Consider the following 25,285-nt stretch of genomic DNA (forward strand, 5'->3'; position numbering starts at 1 on the left):
AGAGAGGTGCACCGTGACCGAAGGCCGCAGCCTGGTGCTGTTACGACACGGGAAGTCCGACTATCCCGGGGCGGTTCGCGATCACGACCGGCCGCTGGCCCCGCGCGGCCGACGGGAGGCTGCACTGGCCGGCGCGCTACTGGCCGGGCTGCGGCCGCCGATCGAGGCCGTGCTGTGTTCCACCGCCCTGCGCACCCGACAAACGTTGGCCGCCACCGGCATCGGCGCACCGGTGACGTTCTCCGACGACATCTATGACGCCTCTCCCGGCGAGATCCTGCAGGCGATCGCCGGCACCGACGATCGGATTCGCACGCTGCTGGTGGTGGGGCACGCGCCGGGCATGCCGGGCACCGCATTGGCGCTCGCCGACAGCCGCGGGCACGGCACTGACGGCTTCGGCGGTGATAGCGACAGTGACAGCGAGCATCTCGCCCAGCTTCGGTCCCACTTTCCCACGTCGGCGTTCGCCGTGCTGCGAGTCCCGGCCGGCTGGGCCGAGCTCGGCGACACCGGGGCGACATTGGTAGATTTCGTCATCCCCCGCGGCTGATCCGAGCGGCGTGCGACCGGTCGGTCATCGGTGCCGCACTCGGACCGATCATTCCCCGTCCCTTTGCGTCAGCCGGTCTTCGCGGTGAAGCTGCGGCGGTAGGCGACCGGCGGCACCCCGATCGCCCGGGTGAAGTGGTGGCGCAGCTGCGCCGCGGTGCCGAAGCCGGTCCGGGCAGCGACCTGCTCGACGCCGAGATCTGTTTCCTCCAGCAGGTGCCGGGCGTGGTGAAGTCGTTGCAGCGCCAGCCATTTCGCCGGCGTCGACCCGGTCTCGGCGACGAACCGCCGGGCGAAGGTCCGTTCCGACATGGTGGCCCGCCGGGCCAGTTCCGACACCGTGTGCTCGGCCGCCAGGTTCTGGATCAGGTAGCTGAGCACCGGTTCGAGCGAATCGCCGGTGCACTCCGGGATCGGCAGGTCGATGAACTGCCGCTGCCCGCCGTCCCGCTGCGGCGGCACCACCATCCGCCGGGCGATGGTGGTCGCCACCGCTGAACCGAGCTCACGCCGTACCAGATGCAGGCAGGCGTCGATGCCCGCCGCGGTGCCGGCACTGGTGATCAGGTCGCCGTCGTCGACGAACAGCACGTCGCGGTCGATCCTTGCCCGGGGATAGCGGGCCGCGAGCTCGTCCGCATAACGCCAGTGCGTGGTGCAGGGCCGTTCGTCCAACAGCCCGGCGGCGCCGAGGCCGAACGCGCCGGAGCACACCGAGAGCACCGTGGCGCCGTTGTCGTGCGCCAGTCGCAGCGCCTGCTGCATGTCCGTGGGCAGTTCGGTGTCCATCGGAAAGGCCGGCATCGCCAGCAGATCGACGTCGACCGCGGCATCCAGGCCGAACGGCACTTCCAGCCGCATGCCGGACCCGAAGGTGATCGGCTCTCCCGGTCGCCTGCCGCAGACCCGGAAGTCGAATCGGGGGACGCCCTCGTCCGTCCGGTCGACGCCGAACACCTCGTAGATCAGGCCGAACTCGAACGGCGCAGTGCCCTCGGGGACCAGGACCGCCACGGAGGTGAGTGTCATCGGGTCATCATGCCAGCAGGTTGGCAGAAAATCGACGTAGTCCGGCATTTCTGCCACTGGTGGCAGTTCTTCGATCAGCGCAGACTTTCTGCCATGACGAACCTCATCGCACTCTTCGCCTTCATCGCGCTGGTGCTGGGCGTCGTTGCCGCCCTGCAGCACAACCATCGCCGGATGGCCGGCTACGGCTCGGTCCCTTTCGGCTTCGACCGGGAACGGGTCACCGACCGGGACGACAGCAGGCTCAAACAGGATCTGGCCGCGATCGCAGCGCACCGCGCCGCGGTCAGCCGGCGACCGGCTCCTCGGCGGTGACCTCGACGACCAGGTCCGGTGAATCGTTGCGGACGTTGCCGACGCCCGCGCCCACCGGCCGCAACTCAAGGGCATCGACCAAGTGCAGGTCGGGCGGCGCCAACATCGGCAGCAGGTCGGCGGCGGCCACCGCGGGGTCCAGCCACTGATCCCACTCGGAGGCGGGCAGCACCAACGGCATCCGGTCGTGGATCTGCTGCATTCGCCCGACCGCGTCCGTGGTGATGATCGAGGTGGACACCACCGGCTCCCCCTCCGGCGACCGCCAGAACTCCCAGAGGCCGGCGAACGCCATCACCGAGCCGTCCTGCGGGGTGATGTAGAACGCCTGCTTGCGGGGCTTGCCCTTCGCGTCGGTACCGATCACCCGCCACTCGTAGTAGCCGCTGGCCGGCACCAGCGCCCGCCGACGCTCGAACGCGTTGCGGAACGCCGGCTTGGTCGGCACCGAATCGGCCCGGGCGTTGAACATCCGGCTGCCGACCTTGATGTCCTTGGCCCACGAGGGCACCAGTCCCCAGCGGGCCTCGCCGACGAACCGTCCCGCTGGTGCGTCGTCCCGTTCCGGCCGGACCCGGACGATCGCCACGGTGTCGGTCGGCGCGATGTTGTACCGGGGTCGTGGCACGTCGCCGCCGTACATCCCGCTGCCGGGCGGTGCGATCGGATCGGGCTCGGCCTCGAACACCCCGTAGAGCGTTTCCGGGTCCAGGGTGCTCGCATACCTTCCGCACATACCGACGATGCTGCCACGGCGCGCCGACACCGCGACGGCCCGGCGGCGAAGGGTGCTGACCTTGGTGTGCAACCTCCGACCGGGTGTCCGGCGTCAGCACCCGCCGCCGACCAGCTTCCCGTCACCGTCCGATATCGTCACCATATGGTGACGATGTGGTCCCGGCGGCCGCCGCAGTCTGGTCAATCGATCGGGGATCGAGGACACTGTGATCGTGAGCACACAGCCATGAACACGCCGGTCATCGACGCCGACGAGGTGGTCACCCGCACCTCGGCGGATGACCGACGCGTGTACGGCTACGGACTGCTGGCGGTCGCCCTGATCGCGACCCTGTGCGTGCCCGGCGTGCTCGGCCGCCGGGCGAACGGTCTCGCGGTCGCCGCGCCGCCGGCACCGCCGCCGACCGTCGGACAGTGCCTGGCTCCCATCGATCGACCCGAGAACCTGGTCCGTGTCATCAGCGTCGGGACTGTGCCGTGCAGCACGGCGCATTCGGCCGAGATCGTGGCCGTGCTGACGCTGGACGACGCGACGCCGTACCCGGAGTCGCTCGGTGCGCCGGTGATGCAGCAGGCCGCGGCGGCCTGCACGGCCGCGGCCGAGGAGTACGCCGGGATCGGCAGCGGTGGCTCTGCCGCGGCTGCCGTTGCGCACGTCCGTCCACAGATCGAGGCAGTAGCCACCGCACCGTCGACGAACCAGTGGAACAACGATCAGCGCTGGCTGGCCTGCCAGGTCCGTCCGGCCGGCGACACCCTGCCGGTCAGCTATCTCGGGTCGGTCGCCGACGCGGCTGCCGGCCCGATGCCGGCGGCGTTCTCCCGCTGTGCCCAGGTGATCGGCGGCGAGGCGGTTCCCTGTACCGAGCCGCACTACGCCGAGCAGCTCACCGACTTCGTCGACGTCCGCGACCGGTTGAACTGCCATCGGGAGGGGGCCAGGCTGATCGGCGCCCCCGATCCCACCTTCCACGGCGAGCTGTCGCTGACCGGCTGGCAGGAGTCGGGCGGCCGGACCGCCTGTTGGGCGACCTCCACCACCGGACAGGCCTTCGTCGGCACCCTGTTGGGCTGGGGCGACCGTCCGTTCCCCGGTACCTGAGCGCCCGTCGATGAGCTACGGCACCCGGCACGTCGTCCGACCGCCCCGGTACGGGATCATGGACCGATGACAGTCCCGTCGCCGGCCCGCTGGGTCGCACCCGTCGCGGCCGGCCCGGTGTCCGGGGTGGTGGCCGTGCCGGGTTCGAAGTCGTTGACCAACCGGGCGCTGATCCTGGCCGCCCAGGCCACCGCGCCGTCGACGGTGGTGGCTCCGCTGCGCAGCCGGGACACCGCGCTGATGGTCGCGGGACTGCGGGCGCTCGGCGTGGCGGTCGACGACACCGCGACCGACTGGCTGGTCCGACCGGCGCCGTTGCACGGGCCCGCCGCCATCGACTGCGGGCTGGCCGGCACCGTGATGCGGTTCCTGCCGCCGCTGGCAGCGACCGGACACGGCGAGATCACCGTCGACGGCGACCCGGAGGCCCGGCGCCGGCCGATGGGAACCGTCCTGGCCGCCCTGCGCGCGCTCGGCGCCGACATCGACGGCGATGCCCTGCCGTTCGTGCTGCGCGGCACCGGCTCGCTGGCCGGCGGCACCGTGACCATCGACGCCTCCGCGTCATCCCAGTTCGTCTCCGGACTGCTGCTGGCCGCCCCGTCGTTCGACCGCGGGGTGACCGTGCACCACGACGGCAAGCCGGTGCCGTCGCTGCCCCACATCGAGATGACGGTGCAGAACCTGCGCTCGGTGGGCGTGGTGGTCGACGACAGCGAACCGAACACTTGGCGGGTGGAACCCGGGCCGGTGCAACCGTGGACACTGCCGATCGAACCCGACCTGTCCAACGCCACCCCGTTCCTGGCCGCGGCAGCCGTCACCGGCGGTGCGGTGACCGTTCCGTACTGGCCGGCCGTCACCACCCAACCCGGCGACGCCTTCCGGGAGATCGCCGAGCGTTTCGGCTGCACGGTCCGGCTGGACGCGGCGGGGCTGACGGTGATCGGCCCGGATCGATTGGCGGGCATCGACATCGACCTGCACGACGTAGGCGAGCTGACCCCGACCGTTGCCGCGGTCGCGGTCCTTGCCGACGGCCCCAGCCACCTTCGCGGCATCGGTCATCTGCGCGGCCACGAAACGGATCGGCTGGCGGCACTGGAACACGACATCCGCGCGTTGGGCGGCGCGGTGACCACCGATGCGGACAGCATCCACATCGAGCCGGCCGACCTGCACGGCGGCGACTGGCTGGCCTACGCGGATCACCGGATGGCGACCGCGGGTGCCATCGTCGGCCTGCGGGTGCCCGGGGTAGGAGTGGACGACATCGCCAGCACCTCTAAGACTCTGCCCGGTTTCTCCGCCATGTGGACGGCACTTCTGGCCGGCTCAGCCGTCGACTCCGGCGCTGCCACCGACGGAGTACTGCACCGAGCGAACTTGTGAGCCCGTCATCGGCGCCGAACGAGGTCAACCCGCGAGTGACGAGCGGGGAGACATCGTGAGCCGGCTCGCCGATGGGTGGGACAACGACGACGTCCGGGTGCGGCCGTCGCCGGGGTCGCGGCCACGCACCAAGACCCGGCCCGCCCACTCGGACGCCGTCCGCGGCTTCGTCGTGACCGTCGATCGGGGCCGCTACACGGTGCTGGTCGACGAGCGGACGAAGCGGGAACGCCGGGTGATGGCGATGCGGGCACGGGAACTGGGCCGCCGGGCGATCGCGGTCGGCGACCGGGTCGACCTGGTCGGCGACACCACCGGGCACGACGACACCCTGGCCAGGGTGGTGCGGATCGCGCCGCGCACCTCGGTGCTGCGCCGCTCTGCCGACGACACCGACACCAGCGAGCGGGTGCTGGTGGCCAACGCCGACCAGCTGGTGATCGTGACCGCGGCCGCAGACCCGCTGCCGCGCACCGGATTCGTCGACCGGTGCCTGGTCGCGGCCTTTGCCGGCAGTCTGCAGCCGGTGCTGTTGGTGACCAAGGCCGATCTGGCCGACCCGACCGGGCTGATCGCCGCCTACGACGATCTGGACCTGCCGATCCTGGTGTCGCGCAAGGACTCCGGCCGCGATCTCGACGGCGCCCTGGTGGACAGGGTTCGCGGGATGCTGCACGAGAGACTATCGGTGTTGATCGGCCACTCCGGGGTCGGCAAGTCCACCTTGGTGAACGCCCTGGTCCCGGACGCAGACCGGGCCATCGGTTCGGTGACCGGCGTCGGGAAGGGCCGGCACACGTCGACCTCGGCAGTGGCACTGGAACTCCCGGACGGCGGCTGGGTGATCGACACCCCCGGGGTTCGTTCGTTCGGTCTGGCCCACGTCACCGCCGACGATCTGCTGGTGGCCTTCGACGATCTGGTCGGGGCGACCGCCGACTGCCCGCCGAACTGCGACCACCTGGGCCCGCCGTGCGCGCTGGACGGCTTCGTCGCTGCCGGCGGCGCCACCGCGGGCCGGCTGGCCTCGTTCCGCCGGCTGCTGAACTCCCGGGCCGGCCTGGAAACCGACGCCGGCTGACGAACTCCGTCGGCCCTTGACCGGTCAGCCCTTGACCGCGCCGCCGAGGCCGGCGCCACTGAGGAACAGTCGCTGAAACCCGATGAACAGCAGGACCGGAATCAGCGTCGAGATCGCCAGCGCCGCAAGGAATACGCCGAGATCGGTCTGGGCCGCGATGCTCGGCAGCCGCACCGACAGCGGCTGGATATCCGGGTTCTTCAGCACCAGCATCGGCCAGAGGAAGTCTTTCCAGCTGGCGATGAACGCGAACACCGACACCACCCCGAGGATCGGTTTGGACATCGGCAGCACGATCGAGGCGAACAACCGGAACGGGCCGGCGCCGTCCACTCTGGCCGCCTCGAAGATCTCTCGTGGCAGCGAGTCGAAGAACCGGGCCATCAGCACCACGTTGAACGCGCTGGCCCCGGCCGGCAGCCAGACCGCCCAGTAGGTGTTGATCAGCGAGGTACCGATCACCGGGGGGTGCAGCACCGTCAGGTAGAGCGGCACCAGCAGCACCACCGCCGGCACGAACAGGGTGGCGATCACCAACGCATTGACCAGGGCCGCCCACTTCGGGCGGAGCACCGACAGCACGAAGCCGCCGGTGGTGGCCACCAGCAGTTGCACGAACCACGACCCGAGTGCCACCCAGACCGTGTTCAGGAAGTACCTGCTGATCTGTACGTCGTTCCACGCCTGGGAGATGTTGGACCAGGCGATGCCGTGCGGAAAGATCGCCAGCGGCGTCCGGATGATGTCCTGGGTCGGGGTGATCGCGAACTTCGCCAGCAGCAGCATCGGCCCGACGCCGATCACCACCAATAGCACCAGCAGCACCAGGTGCAGTCCGCCGAGGGTGCGCCGGACGCCGGGCCGGCGCCAGTCCTGGTCGGAGACGAACCCGCGGTCGCCCTCGAGTCCCGAGCCCTTGCGGGTGCCACGGTCCCGACCCGCCGGCGGTCGGATCCGTTGTCGGGTCGGCAGTGTCATGTCTTGCTCCAACTCGCGGTGAGCCGGAAGTACAGGACCGACAGGACGGCCAGCACGGCGGCCAGCATCACCGACAGGGCGGTGGCCGCCCCGTAGTCGCCGCCGAGCGAACGCCCGAAGGCATATTGGTAGATCATCAGCAGGATGGTCTGGGTCGCGTTCGCCGGGCCACCGCCGGTGAACAGGAACGGCTCGATGAAAACCTGTACGGTGCCGATGATCTGCAGAATGAACGTGATGAACAGGACGCCCCGCAGCTGCGGCATGGTGACATGCCAGACCTTGTGCCACAGACCGGCGCCGTCGACCTCGGCGGCGTCGTACACTTCCCCCGGCACGCCGATCAGCGCGGCCAGGTAGATGATCACCGTTCCGCCCGCCGCCGCCCAGGTGGCCTCCAGCACCAGCGACGGCATCGCCAAAGACGGACTCGACAACCAGGCGTAGGGCCCGAGGCCCACCCAACCGAGGATGGTGTTGAAGACGCCGTCGGCCGAGCCGTCATAGAAGAATTTCCACAGCAGCACCGCGACCACCGGAGGCACCACCACCGGCAGATAGGCCAACACCGAGTACAGGCCCTTTGCCCGGCGCACCGAACTCATCAGAACCGCGAGCAGCAACGGGATCGGGAACCCGATGACCAGTGCCAGCAGCGCGAAGTACGCCGTGTTCCGGATCGCGACCGGCAGGTCAGGATCGGTCAGCACGTAGCGGAAGTTGTCCCAACCCACCCAGGTCGCCGGCTTCACCAGGTTCGTCCGCTGGAAGCTCATCACGACCGCCCTGACGATCGGCCACCAGGAGAAGAACCCGAAAACCACCAGCAGCGGCAGGGCGAACACCAGCGTGCTCAACCCGCCCCGCCGTACCCAGGTCAGCGGGCCGGACCGGCGGCCGGCACCGCCGGCGCGCGCCGGCCGGTCAGCGGTGGCGACCGCCTCGAGGTCGGCCGGCGGCGTCAGGGTGCGGGCAGCGCCCACGGCTCATCACTCCTGGGGACCGGTCAGCGGCTCGCCGCGTCGATGGCGCGTTGCGCCTTGGAGTTCGCGTCGTTCAACAGCGCATCGATGTTCGCGTCCTTGTTCGTCAACACCGCCTGCACCACCGGTTCCAGGGCGGCGTAAACGTCCTGCGTCGCGACGGCCGGCTCGTTGACCAGGGTGGCGTCCAGGATCTTGTCGGTGAAGCCCGTCATCTGATCGAGCGGGACGTTGACCAGCGGGGCGATCCAGCTCTTGTAGGTCTCGTACTGCTGCTCACTGAAGATCGGCAGTTCCGGGGTCCCGACGGGTTGCTTGCTGGCCAGCTGGATCTTGGCCAGCGCCACCGCCGCCGTCTGGTCGGTGTACTTGCGCAGGTAGTGGAAGTCGATCCACTTGATCGCCGCCGCCTTCTCGTCGGAGGACGCGGTGGCGGTCACCGCCGCCATGGTGCCACCGCCGAGCACACCGGAGTCCGCACCCTGCAGCGGGATCATCGTCAGCCCATAGCTTTTCGGGTCGATGTTGTTGGTCTGCACCAACGATGTGTAGACATCCTGGCCGGACGTGTACATACCGACCTTGCCGGCCGCGAACGCCTGGTTGATGCTGCCCCAGTCGTAGTTGAAGTTGGCACCCATCGAATTGTCGGTCCAGCGCAGGTCGTGCAGGAACTGCAGCGCAGCCTTGGTCTGGTCGTTGTTCACCGTGGCGGTGGCCTTGTCACCGTCGTTGGTCTCGACCCGACCGCCACGCGCGTAGGTGTCAACAGTCAGCTGCCAACCGCCGGTCCCGTTCTGCGACATCTGGGCGAAGCCGGCCTGCCCGGTCTTGCCGGCGATCGCCTTGGCCGCGGCCCGAACCTCGTCCCAGCTGGTCGGCGGCTTGTCGGGGTCCAGGCCGGCCTGGGTGAACAGCTCGCGGTTGTAGTGCAACCCGACGCCGTAGACGCTCTTGGCCGGGATGGCGTAGACGTCGCCGTTCGGGCCCTGGCCGTACTGCAGCACGTTCTTGTTGAACTCCTTGGCGTACGCCAGCTGATCCAAATACGGCTGCATGTCGGCGATCTGCTCGTTCGCGATCAACGTCTTGCCGTCGGTGAACGGGATCTCGAAGACGGTGGGCAGGGTTCCACCGGCCAGGTCGGCAGCGAATGTCGTTGCCTTCCACTCGTAATCGTGGGTCTTGACGGTGATGTTCGGATTCTCTTTCTGGAACTGGGCGACCTCGTCGGCGAGCGCCTTGATCGCGTCGGGCTTCGATCCGGGTAGCAGTCCGACGACGTTCAGGGTGACCTTGGTGTTCGGGTCCAGGACATTGGGGTTGCTCGCGGCCGGACTACTCGCGGCCGGACTGCTACCGGCGCCGTCGCCCGCGCCCTCGGTGCTGGATTCCGTGCTGGCGTCAGCGCTCGAGTCGGTGCTGGCCGCGTCGGTGGTCGGCGGGGTAGTGCCGGCCGGGCTGCTCGCGTCCTGGCCGGCGGCCGCGTTGGCCGGTGCCGATCCCGCGTCGGTGGCGGCCGAGGAACACGCCGCCAGGGTCGTCCCGAGACCGATCGCGGCTACCAGGGTGCACGCCTTCATGATGCGTGGTGACTTCATTGTCGCTCCTTGTCGGCGCAGGTGATCCGAACCTGCGGTGGGTCGGGCGGGGTCGGCGACCCCGCTGTCGTCGTTCCGTCAGAGCCGGAGCCAGACGGCGTTGTCCGTTGGCAGCTCGCCATCGGGGCGGTCCCCGCTGGCGATCAGCACCTCGGAGTAGTGCGGCAACGGCACCGCAGCGGCGCCGAGGTTGACCAGGCAGGCGATGTCGCCGCGGACGAACGCCAGCACCTCGGAACCGGCACCTGGCAGGTCGAGCCAGTCGAGCGGGGCGTGTTGCAGTGCCGGCTCGGACCGGCGCAGGGCCAGCGCCGACCGATACAGGTTGAGCATCGAGCCGGGGTCGCCGGCCTGGACATCGGCCGCTCGCTCCCCCCACCAGTCGGGCTGGGCGAGCCACGGGGCTGACGGCCGTCCGCCGTCCGCCCCGACGGGATCGGCCGGGCCGATGGGCCCGGAGGGGCCGACCCGACCGACCGATCCGATGGGCCTGACCGGGCCGGAGAAGCCGTGGGAGAACGCGGGATCGGCGGTCCACGGCAGCGGCACCCGGCATCCGTCGCGGCCCGGATCGACCCCGTCGGAGCGGAAGTGCATCGGGTCCTGGATGGCCTCGCGGGGCAGATCCTCGACCTCCGGCAGACCCAACTCGTCGCCCTGGTAGAGATACAGGCTGCCCGGCAACGCCGCGCTGAGCAGCGCCGCCGCCCGAGCCCGCCGGGTGCCGAGCCGCAGATCGCTGTGGGTGCCGAATCGCTTGGCCTCGAAGGCGAACGAGGTGTCCTGCCGGCCATACCGGGTCACCGGCCGGGTCACGTCGTGGTTGGACAACACCCAGGTGGCCGGGGCGCCGACCAATGCGTGCACCTCCAGCGTCGTCTCGATCGACTCCCTGAGCTGCTTGGCGTCCCAGGGGCACGACATGAACTGGAAGTTGAAGGCGGTATGCATCTCGTCGGGGCGTAGATAGTCGGCGAACCGCCGGGCGTCCGGCAGCCAGATCTCGCCGACCAGGATCCTCGGGTCGGGGTAACTGTCGGCGACCGCCCGCCAGCTCCGGTAGACCTCGTGCAACTCATCGCGGTCGGTGAACGGGTGTCGGCCGGCACCGGCGTCGGTCCCGACCTCCGGCAGGCCGGGGTCCTTGATCAACAGTGCGGCCGAATCGATCCGGATGCCGGCAACGCCCCGGTCGAACCAGAACCGCAGGATGTCCTCGTGCTCGCGGCGGACATCCGGGTGATTCCAGTTCACGTCGGGCTGCTGCGGGGTGAACAGGTGCAGGTACCACTCTCCCGGCCGGCCGTCGGCGTCCGCGGTGCGGGTCCAGGTGCTGCCCTGAAAGCTCGATACCCAGTGCGTCGGGATCTCCGAGCCGTCAGCGCCCTTCCCCGGGTGGAACCAGAAGCGTTGCCGCTCGGGCGATCCGGGACCGGCCGCGAGGGCCTCCCTGAACCATGGGTGCTGGTCGGAGACATGATTGGGCACGATGTCGACGATGGTCCGGATGCCCAACTCGGCCGCCTCCGCGATCAGCGACTCGGCCTCCTGCAGGGTGCCGAAGGCCGGGTCGATCGCCCGGTAGTCGGCGACGTCGTAGCCACCGTCGGCCAGCGGCGAGACGTACCACGGGGTGAACCAGACCGCGTCGACACCCAGCGCCCGAAGGTATTCGAGTTTGGACCTGACGCCGGCGAGATCGCCGGTGCCGTCGCCGTTCCCGTCGGCGAAGCTGCGCGGATAGATCTGGTAGATCACCGCACTGCGCCACCATTCGGCACTGCGCCGCTGCTCGGCACTGCGCCGCTGCTCGGCACTGCGCCACCGCTCGGACGGCGCTGCCGGCCGATCGGTCGGGCTGCTGACCACGTCTGGACTCCCTCGTCCCGTCCGCGATCGCCAGTGTGTGCGCCCGCTGGTCGGGCACCGTGGCAGCTGCGGAATGGGCTCGACCGTAACTAGTCGACGGGAATAGCGCAAGAACCTGACAGACGCGTTATCGAAACGCGATCAAATCACGAGTCCGTTCTACCGGACCGCGTCGACAGCCGCCGGTCGCGAGCCATCGAGGTAGACCGCCGGACCACCAGCTCCGGTTCGAACAGCAGCTCTTCGTCGGGCACCTCCTGGCCCGCGATCATCCGGGACAGGATGTCGACCGCGGCGCGGCCCATCGGCTCGATCGGCTGCCGCACCGTGGTCAGCGCCGGATCCGTCGAGCTCATCAGGGCGGAGTCGTCGTAGCCGACGACCGAGACGTCGGCCGGAACCTCCAGGCCGGCCCTGCGCACCGCGCGGATGGCGCCCAACGCCAGCGGATCGCTGGCACACACGATCGCGGTCGCGCCGGCCTCCAACAGCCGGTTGGTGGCGGTCTGGCCGGCCTCAAGGGCGTACTGGCTGTGCACCACCATCGCCGGATCCAGCTCGGCGCCCGCCCGGCCGGCCAGCACCGTTGCGGCGGCCAGCTTGCGCTCCGACGGGATGTGGTCCGGCGCCCCGAGCAGTAGCCCGATCCGTTCGTGTCCCAGGGATCTGACATGTCCGAGGGCCTGTTGCATGGCGATCAACTCGTCGCAGGAGACCCGCGGAAAGCCAAGTCCCTCGACCGCACCGTTGATCAGCACGACCGGCAGCCGGACGGCCGCCAGCCTGGCGTAGTGCCCGTGGTCGGCGGCCCGTTCGGCGAACAGCCCACCGGCGAAGATCACCCCCGAGACGTGCTGCGCCAGCAGCAGGTCGATGTACTCCGACTCGGTCACACCGCCAGCAGTGCGGGTGCACAACACCGGTGTGAATCCCTGCTGCGCCAATGCCCCGCCGATCACCTCGGCCAGCGCCGGGAAGATGGGGTTGCCGAGTTCCGGGAGCACCAGACCGACCAGCCGGCCACGTTCGCCGCGCAGCTTGCTGGGCCGCTCGTAACCCATCACATCCAGCGCGGTGAGGATCGCATCCCGGGTCGCCTGCGACACCCCGGGCTTGTTGTTGAGGACCCGCGAGACCGTCGCCTCGCTGACCCCGACCTTCTTCGCCACGTCCGACAGCCGCTTCGCCATGCTGGTGATATTACGCAAGTTTGCAAGCTCCTTGCGCTCGGTTGCGGTCGTTGTCCACTTACCGCAGGTTGTCCACAGCGGTGACGCCGTGGTCCGTGGCCCGTCGGTCGCCGCGTCGACCATGGCCCGATGACAGATGCCGAGATCCCGATCCTGCTGCGGTCCCCTGGGGCCGCCGTCGATCTGGTGGTGCGGGCGCCGGCGGCCGCCCGCTGGGGCGAGGTCGGGCCGCTGGTCTGCCGGGCCGCCGGGCTGGCGGCCGACAGCCCGCTGTACCTCGGTGCGGCGCCGCTGGATCCGGAGCAGCCGCTGGGCCTGCCCCCACTCCTGGCCGGTGCGGCCCTGCAGACCTGGCCGGTGGCCGGCCCGCCGATCGCCGGCGCCCTGGTGCTGGACTGCATCGCCGGGCCGACGGCCGGCGGCTCCGTCGCGCTCGAGGATGACCCGGTACGGATCGGCCGGGCACCCGATGCCGATCTGGTGCTCGCCGATCCCGAGGTGTCCGCCCGGCATGCGGTCGTCGGCGGCGCCGCGGCGGCCGGATTCCCCGACCGGACCGGGATCGTCATCGCGGACCTGTTGTCCACCAACGGGACCCGGGTCGGCGATCGGGACTGCGGACCCGGCCACCCAGTGCCGCTGGCGGTCGGCGAGATCGCCGCGCTCGGCGCCAGCCGGGTCCGCCTGGACCTGCCAGCGGTGGTCCCGATGTTGCGTCATCCGGACGGTGCCGGGCACTGGGTGCTGACCCTGCCGGCGGCGGCGCCGAGCGGCTTCGCCCGGCAACTGCCGCCGGATCCAGGGCCGCCGCCGGTCCGGCAGCGCCGCCCGCTGCCGGTGATCGCCTCCCTGGCCGGAGCGGTGGCCGGGGTGAGCATCGCGCTGCTCACCGGGATGTGGATGTTCCTGCTGATGGCGGCCCTCGGCCCGATCACCATGCTGGCCACCGGGCTCGGCGACCGGGTGGCCGGCCGGCGCTCGCACCGCAGGATGACGGCCGAGCATGCCGCCACCCTGGCCGCCTACACCGCTGCACTGGCGGACGGACTGGCCGCCGAGCGGGCCGATCGCTGGGAGCGATTCGCCGACCCGGCCCGGCTGCTGCGATGGGCAAGGGACGGCGGGACCAGGCTGTGGGAACGACGGATGCCAACGGCCGTCGCCGAGCCGACCAAGACCGAGCCGACCGCCGGCGCGGCGCCGACCGGGTCGGCAGACGGCGGTCCGGACCCACCGTCGTTCGACGTCGTGCTCGAGATCGGGTCCGGGCCGAGCCGGCTCCCCGGCGCGGGCCCGACGGAGCTGCACGACGTACCGCTCCCCTCCCCACTGCCACGCTCGGGGGTACTCGGCATCTGCGGCGGCCGCCGCGGCGGACTGCGGTGGTTGCTGGCCCAACTCATCGGCCTGTTCCCGCCGTCCGTGCTGGCGCTGCAGGTGTTGTCCGCCGCCGACGATCTTTCGGTGCTGCGCGACGTTCCGCACGCCGGCCGACCCGACGGTCCCGGCCGGGTCCACCGCGACCCGGCCACGCTGCTGGCCGCGCTCGCCCGGTCCGACGACGACAACCGGCTGACGGTCGTGCTGATCGACGGCGTCGAACGACTGCGCCACGACGACTCGGTTGCAGAACTGTTGCGGCGCAATGACGACCGCCTGCTGGTGATCGTCGTCGCCCGGACCCGCACCGGATTGCCCGCGGCCTGCCGACAGGTGCTCGACCTGGACCGGGCGGCAGGCGATCCGGTCGGGGTCGGGCCCGGTTATCTCGCCGAGCTGGCCGGCGCGCTCGCTCCACTCACGGTCTCCGCAAGCGGCGCCGGCCTGCTGCCGCGGCAGGTCTGCGGGCCGGTGCCGAGCCCCGCGACGCTGGCGGCCAACTGGCAGCGGGGATCGCGGCCGCGGTTCGTCCTGGGGGTGGGGCCGGCCGGCGCGCTGGGTCTGGATCTGGCCGCCGACGGCCCACATCTACTGATCGCCGGTACCACCGGCGCGGGCAAGTCGGAGCTGCTGCAGACGCTCATCGCCGGCCTCGCGACCGAGCTGCCGCCGCAGCAGCTGGCGCTGCTGCTGGTCGACTACAAGGGCGGCGCCGCCTTTGCCGAGGCGGCCCGGTTGCCGCACACCAGTGGGCTGGTCACCGACCTCGATCCGCGGTTGGCCGCCCGTGCGCTGTCCAGCCTTCGCGCCGAGATCCGGCGCCGGGAAAGGGTTCTGGCCGATGCCGGAGTGGCCGAACTGACCGGGCTGCCGGCCGCCGACGCCCCGCCGCGACTGGTGATCGTGGTGGACGAGTTCGCCACGCTGGCCGCCGAGCTGCCGGACTTCCTGTCCGGCCTGGTCGACATCGCCCAACGCGGCCGGTCGCTCGGGCTGCACCTGGTGCTCGCCACCCAGCGGCCGACGGGTGTGGTGAGTCCGGCGATCTTGGCCAACACCTCGGCGCGGATCTGCCTGCGGGTGGCCGATCCGGCCGATGCGATGGCCGTGCTGGACAGTCCGGCACCGGCCCGGGTCCCGGCACAGCTGCCGGGCCGCGGGCTGCTGCGCACCGGCGGCGGACGCCCAGTGCCGTTCCAGGCCCTGCAGGTGACGGCGCCCAGCACCGACCGGGTGCAGGTCTGGCGCCGCGACCGACCGCCGCCGCCGGCGGCCGGGCCGGTCCCGCTGACCAGGCTGATCGACCTCGCGACGACCGCCGCCGCCGGCACCCGGCTGCCACCGCCTCCGTGGCTACCGCCGTTGCCGCGGCTGTTGGAGCACCCGGATCCGGCCGTCCTGGGGATGCTCGATCTGCCGGACGAACAGTTGCAACGCCCCTGGCCGCTGCCGACGGGCTCGCTGTTGGTCCACGGTCCCGCGGGTTCCGGTCGCACCGGGGTCGCCCGACGGTGGACTCGGGCCGTGGCGGCAGCAGGCGGCCGGCTGTTGCTGGTCGACCCCGGCCGGGCGTTGACCGACCTGGGCACCCGGACGCCGGGCAACCAGGCACCTGGCACCGGACCAACGCTCGTCGACAGCTACCTGGACGGGACCGAACCCGCGTTGGTCCTGCGGTTGCTCACCGTCCTCACCGACGAGCTGAACGAAAGGGTCGGCGGCACCGGCGGCGGGTGGCCGGTGCTGGGCTTGGCGATCGACGGATTCGAGGCGCTGGCGGCCGCGTTGGACGCGATCGACTACGGCCAGTGGCAGAGCACCCTCGGCGAGCTCGTCGGCCGCGGCCCGTCCGTCGGTATCCGGGTGCTGGTCACCGGTGGCCCGCGGCTGGCTCAGCACCGGCTGGCGGCCTCCTTCACCGAGGTGCTGGCGCTGGCCACCGCGGCTGCCGGAGGTGAGCCGGTCGCCGGCCTACCGCCCGGTAGGGGTCGGCTCGCCGGCGCCGCCGCCGGGGAGCTGCAGGTCGCCGTCGCCCCGGCGGGCGCACCGATCGATCGGCTGACCGTGCCGGCGCCGGCGCCGCTGCCGGCACCAGAACCGATGCAGGAGCCGGCACCGATCCGAGCGCCGGCTCGGTGGGTGATCCGGCCGCTGCCGACGACCGTGCCGATCGACGTGCTGCCGACAGCCCGGCCGGCGGCGGTCCCGATCGGGGTCGGCGGTGACGCGGCCGGTCCGCTGACGGTCGACCTCACCGGCGCCGGCGGCGCCCTACTGTTGGCCGGCCGGCGGCGCAGCGGTGTCAGCAACACCCTGGCGGTGTTGGGTGGCCGGGCGGCGGCGGCCGGGATCCGGGTGGTACGGGCCACGCTGCGACCGGCCGAGCCGGTGCCCGGAGTTGCCGACCTCGACCTGCGCGGCGGTGCCGCGCCGCTGGTGACCCTGCTGGCCGGCCATCAGGGGCGGCTGCTGTTGCTGGCCGACGACGCCGACCGGTTCGCCGACCACCCGGCCGGCGAGGTGCTGGTGCGGTTCCTGACCGTCGCCGGCGCCGGGCAGTACCTGGCGTTGGGCGTCCGGCTCGACCTGGCCGCCCGCAGTCACCGCGGGCTGGTCGCCGAGGCGGCCGCCTTCCGCACCGGCGTCCTGCTCGGCGCCGATGCCGTCGACGGCACAGTGCTCGAGACCGCGCTGCCCCGCCGGCGGGTCCCGGCGGCACCCGGGCGCGGTCACTGGGTGCTCGCCGGTCACCCGACCGAGGTGCAGATCGCCTCACCGGCCGGTCGGCCGGCGGTGTGAAGCCGCCCACTTTCCGACGGTTTCACGCTGCAGCCCCAGGCATCGCGGAATATTCTTGAGCCAACGAAAGTTGAAGCTTCATGTACTTGCCAAGCAGCAGTCCGCAGCCGACCGGCCACGGACAACCGATCGGAAGGACCCGGATCCATGACCACTTCAACCACCGCACTCGCCGCCGGCACCTGGAACGCCGACCCGACCCACACCGACGTGTCGTTCAAGGCCCGTCACATGGGCGTCGGCAAGGTCCGGGGCAACTTCGAGCTGACCTCCGGCACGCTGACCGTCGGCGCGAACGGCATCGAGGACTCGACCGTCACCGCCGTCATCGACGTGGCCTCGGTCGAGACCAAGAGTGAACAGCGCAACGACCACGTCAAGTCGGCCGACTTCCTGGACGCGGAGAAGTTCCCGACCATCGACTTCGTCTCCACCGGGATCCGCGATTTCGACGGCGAGAACTTCACGCTGATCGGCGACCTGACCGTGCACGGCGTCACCAAGTCGGTCGAGCTGGCCGCCGAGTTCAACGGTGCGCTGACCGACGCCTACGGCTTGGAGCGCTCCGGCTTCTCCGCGGAGGTCACCATCAGCCGCAAGGAGTTCGGCGTCGACATCCAGATGGGCTTCGGCGCCGGCAACGCCGTGGTGTCCGACAAGATCGAGATCGCGATCGACATCGAGTTCGTACTCGCCTCCGGCGAGTGACGATCTGCCGGACCCGACCCGGCAGTTGTACCACCAGCAGTGACCAGCAGCGGAAGTGCGAATTCGTCGCACTTCCGCTGCTGGCGTTTCGGTCCGCTAGCGCAGGGATCGTCCCGACCCACCGACCACGGGGTCCGGCGCCAACAATCGGCGGAGCGCCACCGGCGTCTGCCCGAGGTGTTCCCGAACGGTGCGGCTCAGGTGGGCCTGGTCGGCGAAGCCGAGATCGGCGGCCAGCACCCCGAGGCTGCGTTCGCCCTGCGCCAGCCGATCCAGCGCGAGCCCGACCCGGACCCGGTTGCGGTAACGGGTCAGCGACACCCCCATCTCGCGGCTGAACGCGCGGCTCAGCCGGTACGGCGAGACCGCCAGTAGGTCCGCCAGCGTGAACAGCCCGTCGGCCGCCGGGTCGCCGTCGATGACGGCAGCCCGCGCTCGCGCCACCACCACCTGATCGCCGGGCGATACGCGCTGCCCGGCCGCGGCTGCCGTCACCGGCCCGGCCGCCGCCTGCGTCAGCACCCTGCCGACCAGACCGAGAAGTTGTTCGGACAGTACGGGTCCGGTCTCCCCCGTCGTCGCGGCCGCCAGCAACCGACGGTGTGCCAGCGCGAGCGCCGCGTCGACGTACACCGACCGCCGCCGCAATCGCATCTCGTCGCCGGCGAGAACAGCCCAGTGTTCCCGTGTCAGGTTCACCGACGTACAGACGTCGCCGCCGGCCGGGTGACTGAAATGCTCCTCGTCGCCGGGCAACGCCAGGTACCCGACGGTCGCATCGAGCTCTGCGACGCAGCCCGCCGCACGACGGCGGAACCGGCCGCGGCGGATCAGCACCACCCGGTGCCCGCCGGCCATCTCGGCTGACGACCACCCGGTGTGGTCGTCCCGGCAGGTCACACTGCTGACGCTGAAGCCGGGCCGCACGGCCAGATCGGTCATCGAACGCATGGCCGGGACGCTACGGGCAGGGTCCGACACTCGATCCGCAGTCCTCGAAATCGGCGGTCCCGGGGTCGCAAGGATCTTCAAGACCCGGACGTGCTGGGGCGGGCACGCTTCCCAGGACAGCCACCACGTCGAAAGGGAGTCACCAGAAATGTCCGCACCCGCGATCCTCACCACCGTCATCCTCGACTGCGCAGACCCGACCGCACTCGCCGAGTTCTACCGCAAAGCCTTGGGCTGGAACGTCATCCACGCCGACGAGGACGGCGCCCAGCTCGACAACGGCGGCCCGATCAGGCTCGGCCTCCAGCGGGTCGCCGGTTACCGCGGCCCGACCTGGCCGGACCCGGCGAAACACGCTCACTTCGATCTCGAGGTCGCCGATCCGGCCACCGCCGCTGACGAACTGATCGCGCTCGGCGCGAGCAGACCGGACTTCCAACCGGGCAACGGCGACTGGCTGGTGCTCGCCGACCCCGAGGGTCACCTCTTCTGCATCGCCGCGGCGGGCTGAGGCATGGCCTTCCGGACCAGCTGGCCACCCGGATCGAGTCCGCGATGGACGGGGGTCTGACGGTGATCAGCCGAACGTTCGGTGCGGCCGTTGTACCCGGGTAGTCCCTACCGGGGGGACAGATCCGTTGCCGCCGCCGGTGACGATCAGCCGAGTTCGCCGATCAGGTACTCGATCTCATCCGGCGCGTACCAGGCGAGCTCGTAGGAGGTGGCCTCGCCGACGGCGAACTCCGCGTCGAGGTCGCCGAGGTCGGCCGCATCCACCGCTTCGATCGCCGCCAGCACCGCGGGCGCGGCGTCGGCGCCGTCCAGGTGGACGGCGGCGACGCTGCGCCATGGCAGCGGGCCGGACAGCCGCACCGCCGCCCTGTCACCCTGCGGATACTCGGTCGCATCGTCGGTGTCGGCGGCGATTACCACCCGCATCGCCCGGTCGCCGGACGACGGCGCCGACTCGCTGTTTGCGTCGCCGGGCACCGCATCCCCGACGCCGTCGGCGGCGAGCAGTCGAAGGCTGGCCCTGGCAGCGTCGGTCATCGCCAGATACTCGAGTTCCTCGTCGTCGGCGCCGGGATACTCGGCGCGCAGGGCATCCGTCACCCCGAACCCGATGCCGGATACCGGGCGCACCTCGCCTGTGGCGACGATCCGGCGCAGCTGAGCCGGGGTAGCCGGCAAATAGATCCTCACCGTCGGTGTCCACCTTTCTTGGCCGGCAGTCCGTGCGCGAGCTCGGCAAGCGACTCGGCCAGCAGTTCGGCGAACTCCTCGACGTCGGGCATCGCTTCCCGGTCTGCCGTCAGCCCGTAGTAGACCCGGCCCCGGTACGACGTGCAGGCCACCGCAAGCGCATGCCCCTTGACCAACGGGGCGACGGGGTACATCGCCTGCACCTCGGCGCCGGCCACGAACAGCGCGGTCTGCGGGCCGGGGACGTTCGTCACCAGCACGTTGTAGGACCGCCGCGACAGTTGGGAGCCGACCCGGGCGCCGAGAGCATGCAGCGTCGGCGGGGTGTAGCGGCCCAGCGAGGCCAGCGAGCGGGCGCTCACCTGACGCCCGGATTCGGCGTGCACGCGGGTCTGGAACGCGACCTGGTGCAACCGCATCACCGGGCTCGGCTCGGCGACCGGGAGGTCGACCAGGAACGAGGCGACCGGTGCCGATCCGCCGTTCACCCGCACCGACATCGGCACCAGTGCCCGCAGCCCGGTGGAGTCGGTGACCGGTTCGCCGCGGGACAGCAGCCAGGCCCGCAGCGCGCCGGCCAGCACCGCGAGCACCACGTCGTTGACCGTGCCTTCCCGGGCAGACCGGATGCGGCGGAATACCTCCAGGTCGGCCGCGTAACGGGCGAACCGACGCGCGCCGGTGCTGCTGACGCCGAGTGCCGACCGCGGCGCGGGCGAGAAGGTCTGCCGCACGATGCCGATCAAGCCGCCGGCCAGGTCGGTCACCCTGGACAGCGTCGAACGCAGGTCGACGACGGCCAGTCTGGCGACGTCAACCAGTTCGCCGGGGCTGGCCGTCAGATCGGACACCGCGTCCACCACCAGGTCGACGTTCGACGGCGCGGGCTGCGGGATCCAGGTCGGGCTCCGGCCGCGATCCGGGTCCGGGGTCAGGTCCAGGATCGCCGCGGCCAGATCGACCGCGCCGAGCCGGTCGACCATCGCCTCGTGCGTCTTGTTGATGATCGCCACCCGGCCGTCCGACAACCCCTCGACGACATACATCTCCCAGAGCGGCCGCTCCGTGTCCAGCGGGCGGGAGATTAGCCGGCCGACCAGGTCGTCGAGCTGGGAATCGTTGCCGGGCTTGGGAAGTGCCGACCGACGGACATGGTAGGTGAGGTCGAAGTCCTCGTCGTCGACCCAGACCGGCAGGGCGAGCCGACCGGGTACCACCCTGACCTTCTGCCGGTATCGGGGCACCTGCGAGAGTCGCTCGGCGATGTGCGCGACGATCCGGTCGTAGTCCACCTCGGGATCGCCGCGCAGGATCACCACACCGCCGACGTGCATCGGTGTCGCGGCGTCCTGGGTGTACAGGAAGGCCGTGTCGCCGGGCGACAACCGATCCGTCATGGTGTCATCGTGGCATATCGGGCCGAAGCGCCGCGGCGACCGCGGGACGGGCGATGCCGGCGGGACCGCGGCTACCGCGAGGCCGGATCGGCAACCGGGGCGGACGCGGCGGGCGCGACCGTCCTGGCCAGCTCACCGATCGCGGTGCGCAACGCCGAACCGGCCGCTGCCCTGGACAGCGGCAACCCGGACCGCCAGGCCAGGTCGGTGGCCTCCCGGTCCTCGGGCAGCACCGCGAGCACGCCGATACCGGCAAACCTGGCGACCGCGTCAGCGGCCTCGTCCTTGCCTGCGGCGCTCCTGCGCTGACGGTTCAGCACCACCCTGGGATCGGCGTCCGGCACCATGGTGGCGAGGTCGGCCAGCCCGCGCATCAGTCGTTCGATCCCGGGCGGGTCGGCCGATCCGACCGCGAGCACCAGGTCCGCGTCGGCCAGCACCGCGAGGGTGGCGCCGTTGCGTCTGGGGGCGGCCGTGTCGAAGGTGATCTCCTCGTCCGCCTCCAGCCCGAACCCGCAGTCGACCACCACGGTCGCCGCCGTGGTCCTGGCGACCGCGAGCACCCCCGGGATCGCGGAGGCCCGCACCTCTGGCCAGCGGTCGGTCCTGGCGATACCGGTGAGCACCCGGATCGGCCCGACCTGCCAGCTCAGCGCGGCCAGCTGCGCGGCGTCCAGTCGTCCGTTGGCGGCCATCCGGCAGGCGCCGGCCAGGCCGGGCGATTCGTCCAGCAGCCCCAGCGCGTTGGCGATCACCCCGCCGTAGGTGTCGGCGTCGATCAGCAGGGTGGGCGCCCCACTCTCGGCGATCTCGGCGGCCAGGTTCAGCGCGACCGTTGTCCGGCCGGGCGCTCCGGTCGGACCCCAGACCGCGATCACCCGGCCGGGTCGCCGCTCCGGTTCGGACGCGTCGAATCCGTTGGGCGGGAGCATGTCCGGGTGATCGGTGCCGCCGTGGCCCGGCCACGGCACCGCGGACCGCGGATCGCCGAAGCCGGTACCCGGAGCACCGCCGAGGGTGCGTTCGAGCACTGCGGTCCGGGCCGCGTCGGCCAACGCTTCCGGTCCGGCGTCGTCGGCGACGACGGTCGTCACCCCGATCCGCTCCAGCCGGACCCTGGCCCGCTGATCGTCGGCCGAGTAGACGCCGACCACCGCCACCCCGGCCGTCGCCAGCCGTTGGACGGCATCGCTGGTCAGCCGGCGCAGGTCCGCTGCCACCACCACGACGGCCGCCTGACCGGTGCCGGCGACGGCCAGCAGGTCGGCGACGTCAACGCAGCGCCGGACCACCGACAGCGATGCACCCGGCCGGCCCAGCGCCGACACCAGTTCGTTCTCCCAGTCGTGCCCGCTGCCGGCGGTCGCAACCCCGCCGGTCATCGGTTGATCACCGTGGCACTCCGGTCACCAGGGTGATGATCGGCGTGCCGGTGGGCAGAGCCTTGACCAGCGCGTCGGCCGTCTTGGCGTCCAGTAGCAGGACCACCTGGTAGTCGCTGGACCCGGCGCCCGACAGGCCGCCGGAGGACGGCGCGCGAACGGTCTGCACCGTCACCTCGCTGGCGATGCGCTCGGTACTGACCGCGCCATCGGAACCGGACCCACCGCGCACCAGATACAGGTCGATCAGCGAGCCGTGAGCGACCCCGGGCGGCAGCCCGCTGGCCTCGACGTTGACGGCCAGCAACCGGCCACCGCTCGGCAGATCGCCGAGCGCGCCGGCGGGCACCAGCTCGCCGGCATTCATCCTCCGGTTGAGGACCCGGCCCGCCACCGGTTCCTCCGCCGTCAGGTAGCCACCGGCCGCCTCGCCCAGGTTGACGTCGGCCCGTTCCAGGTCTGCGGCTTCCAGCACGGTTCCGGCAGCAAGCTCGTGCGCCGCCGCCCAGACCGGAGTCGTCTGCTTCCCGGAACCGATCACCTTGGCCCCGACCACGACCGCCGCGATCACCAGCAGCAGGCCGATGACGATCCGGGGATCGAGCCACTTCGGTTTGCCGATCCGGCGCGGGATCGGTGCCGGCGGCACTCCCGGGGAACTCGCCGGGGACGACGACCTCGGCGACGCGGTCGTCACCATGCTTGTGCCACCACTTGCCGCAACCCCTGACCCGCTTCCGTCCACACCTCAACAGTCGTCCACATCAGCTGAGGGGACTCTGCCGCGAACGGAAAACTATCGCAACTGGCCGGACGGCGGTGTGGACAACTCAAACGGCCGCCAACGACATCAAGGCATACTGAAAGCGGCGAACCGGGTGCCTGTCAGGCAGTGCAGCATCACCCGATCGTGAAACCTCACCGGAAGGCAGCGAGCATGACGAACGAACGGTTCCTCACCCTGGCCGACGTGGCGGACGTGCTGAACATCTCCGCATCGCAGACCTACGCGCTGGTCCGCAGCGGCGACCTGCAGGGCATCCAGATCGGTGGGCGCAACCAGTGGCGGGTCGAGCGCAGCAAGCTCGAGGAATACATCGACCGGGCCTACCGCCGGACCGAAGCCGCGCTCGACGAGGCACCCGAGTCGTTCGCCGAGCTCGACGGCTGACCTCCCGGGTTCGTCCCGCCTGCGGAAACGACCAACCCCGAAACTCGCTATTGGCCGATCCGACCGTCGATGCATTCGCGCAGCAGATCGGCGTGCCCGCAGTGCCGCGCGTATTCCTCGATCATGTGGACCAGGATGTCTCGCAGCGGCACCGTATCCCCGTCCCGGGTGGTGCCGAGGGTGGACAGATCCGCGGTGCCGGCGACATAAGCATCGGCGAAGCCGACCTCGTCGCGCCAGGCCTGCCAGGCCTCGGCCACCACCGCGTCGTCGGCTCGCGCTCCGTCCCAGTCCTCGTCGGGTGAGTCCGGAGTGCAGTAGCGTTTCGGCACGTCCTGTCCGGCCATGGTGCGGCGGAACCAGGAGCGCTCCACCTCGGCCATGTGCCGCACCAGCCCCAACAACGACATCGTTGACGGCGGCACGGACCGGCGCGCCAGCTGCTCGGCGTTCAGCTGAGCGCACTTGAGCTGCAGGGTCAGTCGGTACCGGCGCAGGTAGTCGAGCAGGATGCTGCGTTCATCGGTGCCGGAAGTCCCGGTCTCGCGAGGATCGTCATCCGGGTCGACCCACATATCGGGAAACACCGTGGCCTGCGTCCACCGTCTCGGCTCAGCGTTCATCCCGCAATCATCGACCCCTGATGTTGCACAGTGCCAGCGATATCGCGGCAGAGGCGCGGGCTACGCCCGAGCCGCCCGGCCGCGGCCGACTGCTCGAGACCAGGGGGCCGTCATCCCATCGGCTGGGCACGGACGACGATCACGGCGGCCAGCGGCACCAGCACCACCCGACGCACGCTGCCGGCCCGCCGCGGCTCCCAGGCCGCGTGCAGGGCCAGCTCCAGGAAGTCGGCGCCGACCCGATCGATGGTGCCGGTGACGTCGGTGCCGGTTCCGGCATCCGGCCCACCATTGCTGCCCAGCAGGGTGACCGACACCGGTGACCGATCCCTGGCCACTCCGCGCAGCGCACTGCGCAGGGTGAGCCGGCCGGCCACGGCGCCGAGCGGCTGGCCAGTGGCTGCCGTCAGCCCCTCGACCATGCTCACCGCGGCCAACGAGACCACGGCCTCGCGACCAGGCGCTTCGCCGATCAGTACCCAGTCGGGTCCGAGCCGCCGCAGGATGCCGGATACGGCCGTCCCGCCAGTGGTGCGCAGCCGTACCGGCGAATCGACGGAGCCGGCCAGCCTGGCCACCATCCCGACACCGCCGAACTCGATCCGCTGCCGCTCGGCGAGTTCGGCCTGCAGCTGCGCCTCCTCCAGCTCGTCGTACTGCGCCTCGAGGTCGGCGAACAGTTGCTCCCAGCGCATCCAGCCACGGTGACACCGGAGGCCGCCGACCGTCAACCGAGCTGAACAGGCGGCTGACCAACGACCGAACTGCACCCGATGTAGTGAACATCATGATTTGACCTTGACATGGGCTGTTTACCTTCGTTTGACTTCAAACTATGTCA

At 70.9% G+C, this 25,285-nt stretch carries 23 protein-coding genes; 9 read left to right on the forward strand and 14 right to left on the reverse strand.

Annotation, left to right across the window (positions count from 1 at the left end):
* Positions 1–13 precede the first annotated feature (13 nt).
* Positions 14–553, forward strand: a complete 540-nt coding sequence (locus tag K340_RS0125345; RefSeq protein WP_029138750.1) for a SixA phosphatase family protein — start codon at positions 14–16, stop codon at positions 551–553.
* Positions 554–621: 68 nt separating this feature from the next.
* Here the strand turns inward: K340_RS0125345 and K340_RS0125350 are convergent, their stop codons facing one another.
* Complete coding sequence (locus K340_RS0125350; protein WP_037366919.1) at positions 622–1,581, reverse strand: helix-turn-helix domain-containing protein; 960 nt, start codon at positions 1,579–1,581, stop codon at positions 622–624.
* A gap of 93 nt (positions 1,582–1,674) precedes the next feature.
* Here K340_RS0125350 and K340_RS0125355 point away from each other — a divergent pair, with 93 nt between their 5' ends.
* Positions 1,675–1,896 carry a hypothetical protein gene (locus K340_RS0125355; RefSeq protein WP_029138752.1) on the forward strand — a complete coding sequence of 74 codons (222 nt, stop codon included), beginning with the start codon at positions 1,675–1,677 and terminating at the stop codon, positions 1,894–1,896.
* On the opposite strand, the gene K340_RS33320 is transcribed toward K340_RS0125355, so the two are convergent.
* Entirely contained in the window at positions 1,868–2,704 is an 837-nt protein-coding gene (locus K340_RS33320; protein ID WP_211229637.1) for an SOS response-associated peptidase, read from the reverse strand. The two genes, K340_RS0125355 and K340_RS33320, sit on opposite strands and share 29 nt — an antisense overlap.
* Positions 2,705–2,860: 156 nt before the next feature.
* Between K340_RS33320 and K340_RS0125365 the strand changes: the two genes are divergently transcribed.
* The 3 genes from K340_RS0125365 (at position 2,861) to rsgA (ending at position 6,209) form a co-directional block, all read left to right on the forward strand.
* Positions 2,861–3,736, forward strand: coding sequence for a septum formation family protein (locus K340_RS0125365; protein ID WP_029138753.1), 876 nt, complete (start codon positions 2,861–2,863; stop codon positions 3,734–3,736).
* A gap of 66 nt (positions 3,737–3,802) precedes the next feature.
* On the forward strand, positions 3,803–5,128 hold the full coding sequence (gene aroA, locus K340_RS33325) for a 3-phosphoshikimate 1-carboxyvinyltransferase (protein WP_037366877.1): 1,326 nt from the start codon (positions 3,803–3,805) through the stop codon (positions 5,126–5,128).
* 55 nt (positions 5,129–5,183) lie between these two features.
* The gene (gene rsgA / locus K340_RS0125375) at positions 5,184–6,209 is read left to right on the forward strand and encodes a ribosome small subunit-dependent GTPase A (RefSeq protein ID WP_029138754.1); all 1,026 of its coding nucleotides are present in this window, start codon (positions 5,184–5,186) and stop codon (positions 6,207–6,209) included.
* A gap of 24 nt (positions 6,210–6,233) precedes the next feature.
* On the opposite strand, the gene K340_RS0125380 is transcribed toward rsgA, so the two are convergent.
* The 5 genes from K340_RS0125380 to K340_RS0125400 all read right to left on the reverse strand — a co-directional run bounded on the left by K340_RS0125380 (position 6,234) and on the right by K340_RS0125400 (position 12,830).
* Positions 6,234–7,187, reverse strand: coding sequence for a carbohydrate ABC transporter permease (locus tag K340_RS0125380; RefSeq protein ID WP_029138755.1), 954 nt, complete (start codon positions 7,185–7,187; stop codon positions 6,234–6,236).
* On the reverse strand, positions 7,184–8,170 hold the full coding sequence (locus tag K340_RS0125385) for a carbohydrate ABC transporter permease (protein ID WP_211229638.1): 987 nt from the start codon (positions 8,168–8,170) through the stop codon (positions 7,184–7,186). The genes K340_RS0125380 and K340_RS0125385 overlap by 4 nt, the downstream gene beginning before the upstream one ends.
* Positions 8,171–8,193: 23 nt before the next feature.
* Positions 8,194–9,771, reverse strand: coding sequence for an extracellular solute-binding protein (locus tag K340_RS33330; RefSeq protein ID WP_161632190.1), 1,578 nt, complete (start codon positions 9,769–9,771; stop codon positions 8,194–8,196).
* 78 nt (positions 9,772–9,849) lie between these two features.
* A complete protein-coding gene (locus K340_RS0125395) occupies positions 9,850–11,640 on the reverse strand; it encodes a glycoside hydrolase family 13 protein (RefSeq protein WP_154674478.1) in 1,791 nt (596 codons plus the stop codon).
* A 146-nt stretch (positions 11,641–11,786) separates the two neighbouring features.
* Complete coding sequence (locus K340_RS0125400; protein ID WP_029138758.1) at positions 11,787–12,830, reverse strand: LacI family DNA-binding transcriptional regulator; 1,044 nt, start codon at positions 12,828–12,830, stop codon at positions 11,787–11,789.
* A 129-nt stretch (positions 12,831–12,959) separates the two neighbouring features.
* On the opposite strand from K340_RS0125400, the gene K340_RS0125405 reads away from it, so the two are divergent.
* Both K340_RS0125405 and K340_RS0125410 read left to right on the forward strand, forming a co-directional pair.
* A complete protein-coding gene (locus K340_RS0125405) occupies positions 12,960–17,009 on the forward strand; it encodes an FtsK/SpoIIIE domain-containing protein (RefSeq protein ID WP_029138759.1) in 4,050 nt (1,349 codons plus the stop codon).
* Positions 17,010–17,156: 147 nt separating this feature from the next.
* On the forward strand, positions 17,157–17,717 hold the full coding sequence (locus tag K340_RS0125410) for a YceI family protein (RefSeq protein ID WP_029138760.1): 561 nt from the start codon (positions 17,157–17,159) through the stop codon (positions 17,715–17,717).
* 96 nt (positions 17,718–17,813) lie between these two features.
* Here K340_RS0125410 and K340_RS0125415 read toward each other — a convergent pair whose 3' ends face one another.
* Positions 17,814–18,668 (reverse strand): helix-turn-helix transcriptional regulator, encoded by an 855-nt coding sequence (locus tag K340_RS0125415; RefSeq protein WP_029138761.1) that lies wholly within the window; start codon positions 18,666–18,668, stop codon positions 17,814–17,816.
* Between the two features lie 148 nt (positions 18,669–18,816).
* Here K340_RS0125415 and K340_RS0125420 point away from each other — a divergent pair, with 148 nt between their 5' ends.
* Positions 18,817–19,179 carry a VOC family protein gene (locus tag K340_RS0125420; protein WP_029138762.1) on the forward strand — a complete coding sequence of 121 codons (363 nt, stop codon included), beginning with the start codon at positions 18,817–18,819 and terminating at the stop codon, positions 19,177–19,179.
* A gap of 146 nt (positions 19,180–19,325) precedes the next feature.
* Here K340_RS0125420 and K340_RS0125425 read toward each other — a convergent pair whose 3' ends face one another.
* The 4 genes from K340_RS0125425 to K340_RS33340 form a co-directional block, all read right to left on the reverse strand.
* On the reverse strand, positions 19,326–19,871 hold the full coding sequence (locus tag K340_RS0125425; protein WP_029138763.1) for a DUF6912 family protein: 546 nt from the start codon (positions 19,869–19,871) through the stop codon (positions 19,326–19,328).
* Positions 19,868–21,268, reverse strand: coding sequence for a WS/DGAT/MGAT family O-acyltransferase (locus tag K340_RS33335; protein ID WP_037366879.1), 1,401 nt, complete (start codon positions 21,266–21,268; stop codon positions 19,868–19,870). Before K340_RS33335 ends, K340_RS0125425 begins: the two co-directional genes overlap by 4 nt.
* A gap of 71 nt (positions 21,269–21,339) precedes the next feature.
* Positions 21,340–22,650 (reverse strand): AAA family ATPase, encoded by a 1,311-nt coding sequence (locus K340_RS0125435; RefSeq protein WP_029138764.1) that lies wholly within the window; start codon positions 22,648–22,650, stop codon positions 21,340–21,342.
* Positions 22,651–22,657: 7 nt separating this feature from the next.
* Positions 22,658–23,350 (reverse strand): SAF domain-containing protein, encoded by a 693-nt coding sequence (locus K340_RS33340; protein WP_084614996.1) that lies wholly within the window; start codon positions 23,348–23,350, stop codon positions 22,658–22,660.
* Positions 23,351–23,587: 237 nt separating this feature from the next.
* On the opposite strand from K340_RS33340, the gene K340_RS0125445 reads away from it, so the two are divergent.
* Positions 23,588–23,821 (forward strand): helix-turn-helix domain-containing protein, encoded by a 234-nt coding sequence (locus K340_RS0125445; protein ID WP_029138765.1) that lies wholly within the window; start codon positions 23,588–23,590, stop codon positions 23,819–23,821.
* 47 nt (positions 23,822–23,868) lie between these two features.
* Here K340_RS0125445 and K340_RS0125450 read toward each other — a convergent pair whose 3' ends face one another.
* The gene (locus K340_RS0125450) at positions 23,869–24,444 is read right to left on the reverse strand and encodes a DinB family protein (RefSeq protein ID WP_029138766.1); all 576 of its coding nucleotides are present in this window, start codon (positions 24,442–24,444) and stop codon (positions 23,869–23,871) included.
* Positions 24,445–24,554: 110 nt separating this feature from the next.
* Positions 24,555–25,139, reverse strand: coding sequence for a hypothetical protein (locus tag K340_RS0125455; RefSeq protein WP_029138767.1), 585 nt, complete (start codon positions 25,137–25,139; stop codon positions 24,555–24,557).
* Between the last annotated feature and the right edge of the window lie 146 nt (positions 25,140–25,285).

The sequence above is a fragment of the Nakamurella lactea DSM 19367 genome (assembly GCF_000426645.1).
Classification (GTDB): domain Bacteria; phylum Actinomycetota; class Actinomycetes; order Mycobacteriales; family Nakamurellaceae; genus Nakamurella; species Nakamurella lactea.

Excerpts from the sequence above, each read along its gene's own strand:
- K340_RS0125350 (WP_037366919.1), bottom strand. The coding sequence starts at position 1,581 with ATGACACTCACCTCCGTGGCGGTCCTGGTCCCCGAGGGCACTGCGCCG.
- K340_RS0125355 (WP_029138752.1), top strand. The coding sequence starts at position 1,675 with ATGACGAACCTCATCGCACTCTTCGCCTTCATCGCGCTGGTGCTGGGC.
- K340_RS0125365 (WP_029138753.1), top strand. The coding sequence starts at position 2,861 with ATGAACACGCCGGTCATCGACGCCGACGAGGTGGTCACCCGCACCTCG.
- aroA (WP_037366877.1), top strand. The coding sequence starts at position 3,803 with ATGACAGTCCCGTCGCCGGCCCGCTGGGTCGCACCCGTCGCGGCCGGC.
- K340_RS0125380 (WP_029138755.1), bottom strand. The coding sequence starts at position 7,187 with ATGACACTGCCGACCCGACAACGGATCCGACCGCCGGCGGGTCGGGAC.
- K340_RS33330 (WP_161632190.1), bottom strand. The coding sequence starts at position 9,771 with ATGAAGTCACCACGCATCATGAAGGCGTGCACCCTGGTAGCCGCGATC.
- K340_RS0125400 (WP_029138758.1), bottom strand. The coding sequence starts at position 12,830 with ATGGCGAAGCGGCTGTCGGACGTGGCGAAGAAGGTCGGGGTCAGCGAG.
- K340_RS0125405 (WP_029138759.1), top strand. The coding sequence starts at position 12,960 with ATGACAGATGCCGAGATCCCGATCCTGCTGCGGTCCCCTGGGGCCGCC.
- K340_RS0125410 (WP_029138760.1), top strand. The coding sequence starts at position 17,157 with ATGACCACTTCAACCACCGCACTCGCCGCCGGCACCTGGAACGCCGAC.
- K340_RS0125415 (WP_029138761.1), bottom strand. The coding sequence starts at position 18,668 with ATGCGTTCGATGACCGATCTGGCCGTGCGGCCCGGCTTCAGCGTCAGC.
- K340_RS0125420 (WP_029138762.1), top strand. The coding sequence starts at position 18,817 with ATGTCCGCACCCGCGATCCTCACCACCGTCATCCTCGACTGCGCAGAC.
- K340_RS33335 (WP_037366879.1), bottom strand. The coding sequence starts at position 21,268 with ATGACGGATCGGTTGTCGCCCGGCGACACGGCCTTCCTGTACACCCAG.
- K340_RS0125435 (WP_029138764.1), bottom strand. The coding sequence starts at position 22,650 with ATGACCGGCGGGGTTGCGACCGCCGGCAGCGGGCACGACTGGGAGAAC.
- K340_RS33340 (WP_084614996.1), bottom strand. The coding sequence starts at position 23,350 with ATGGTGACGACCGCGTCGCCGAGGTCGTCGTCCCCGGCGAGTTCCCCG.
- K340_RS0125445 (WP_029138765.1), top strand. The coding sequence starts at position 23,588 with ATGACGAACGAACGGTTCCTCACCCTGGCCGACGTGGCGGACGTGCTG.
- K340_RS0125450 (WP_029138766.1), bottom strand. The coding sequence starts at position 24,444 with ATGAACGCTGAGCCGAGACGGTGGACGCAGGCCACGGTGTTTCCCGAT.
- K340_RS0125455 (WP_029138767.1), bottom strand. The coding sequence starts at position 25,139 with ATGCGCTGGGAGCAACTGTTCGCCGACCTCGAGGCGCAGTACGACGAG.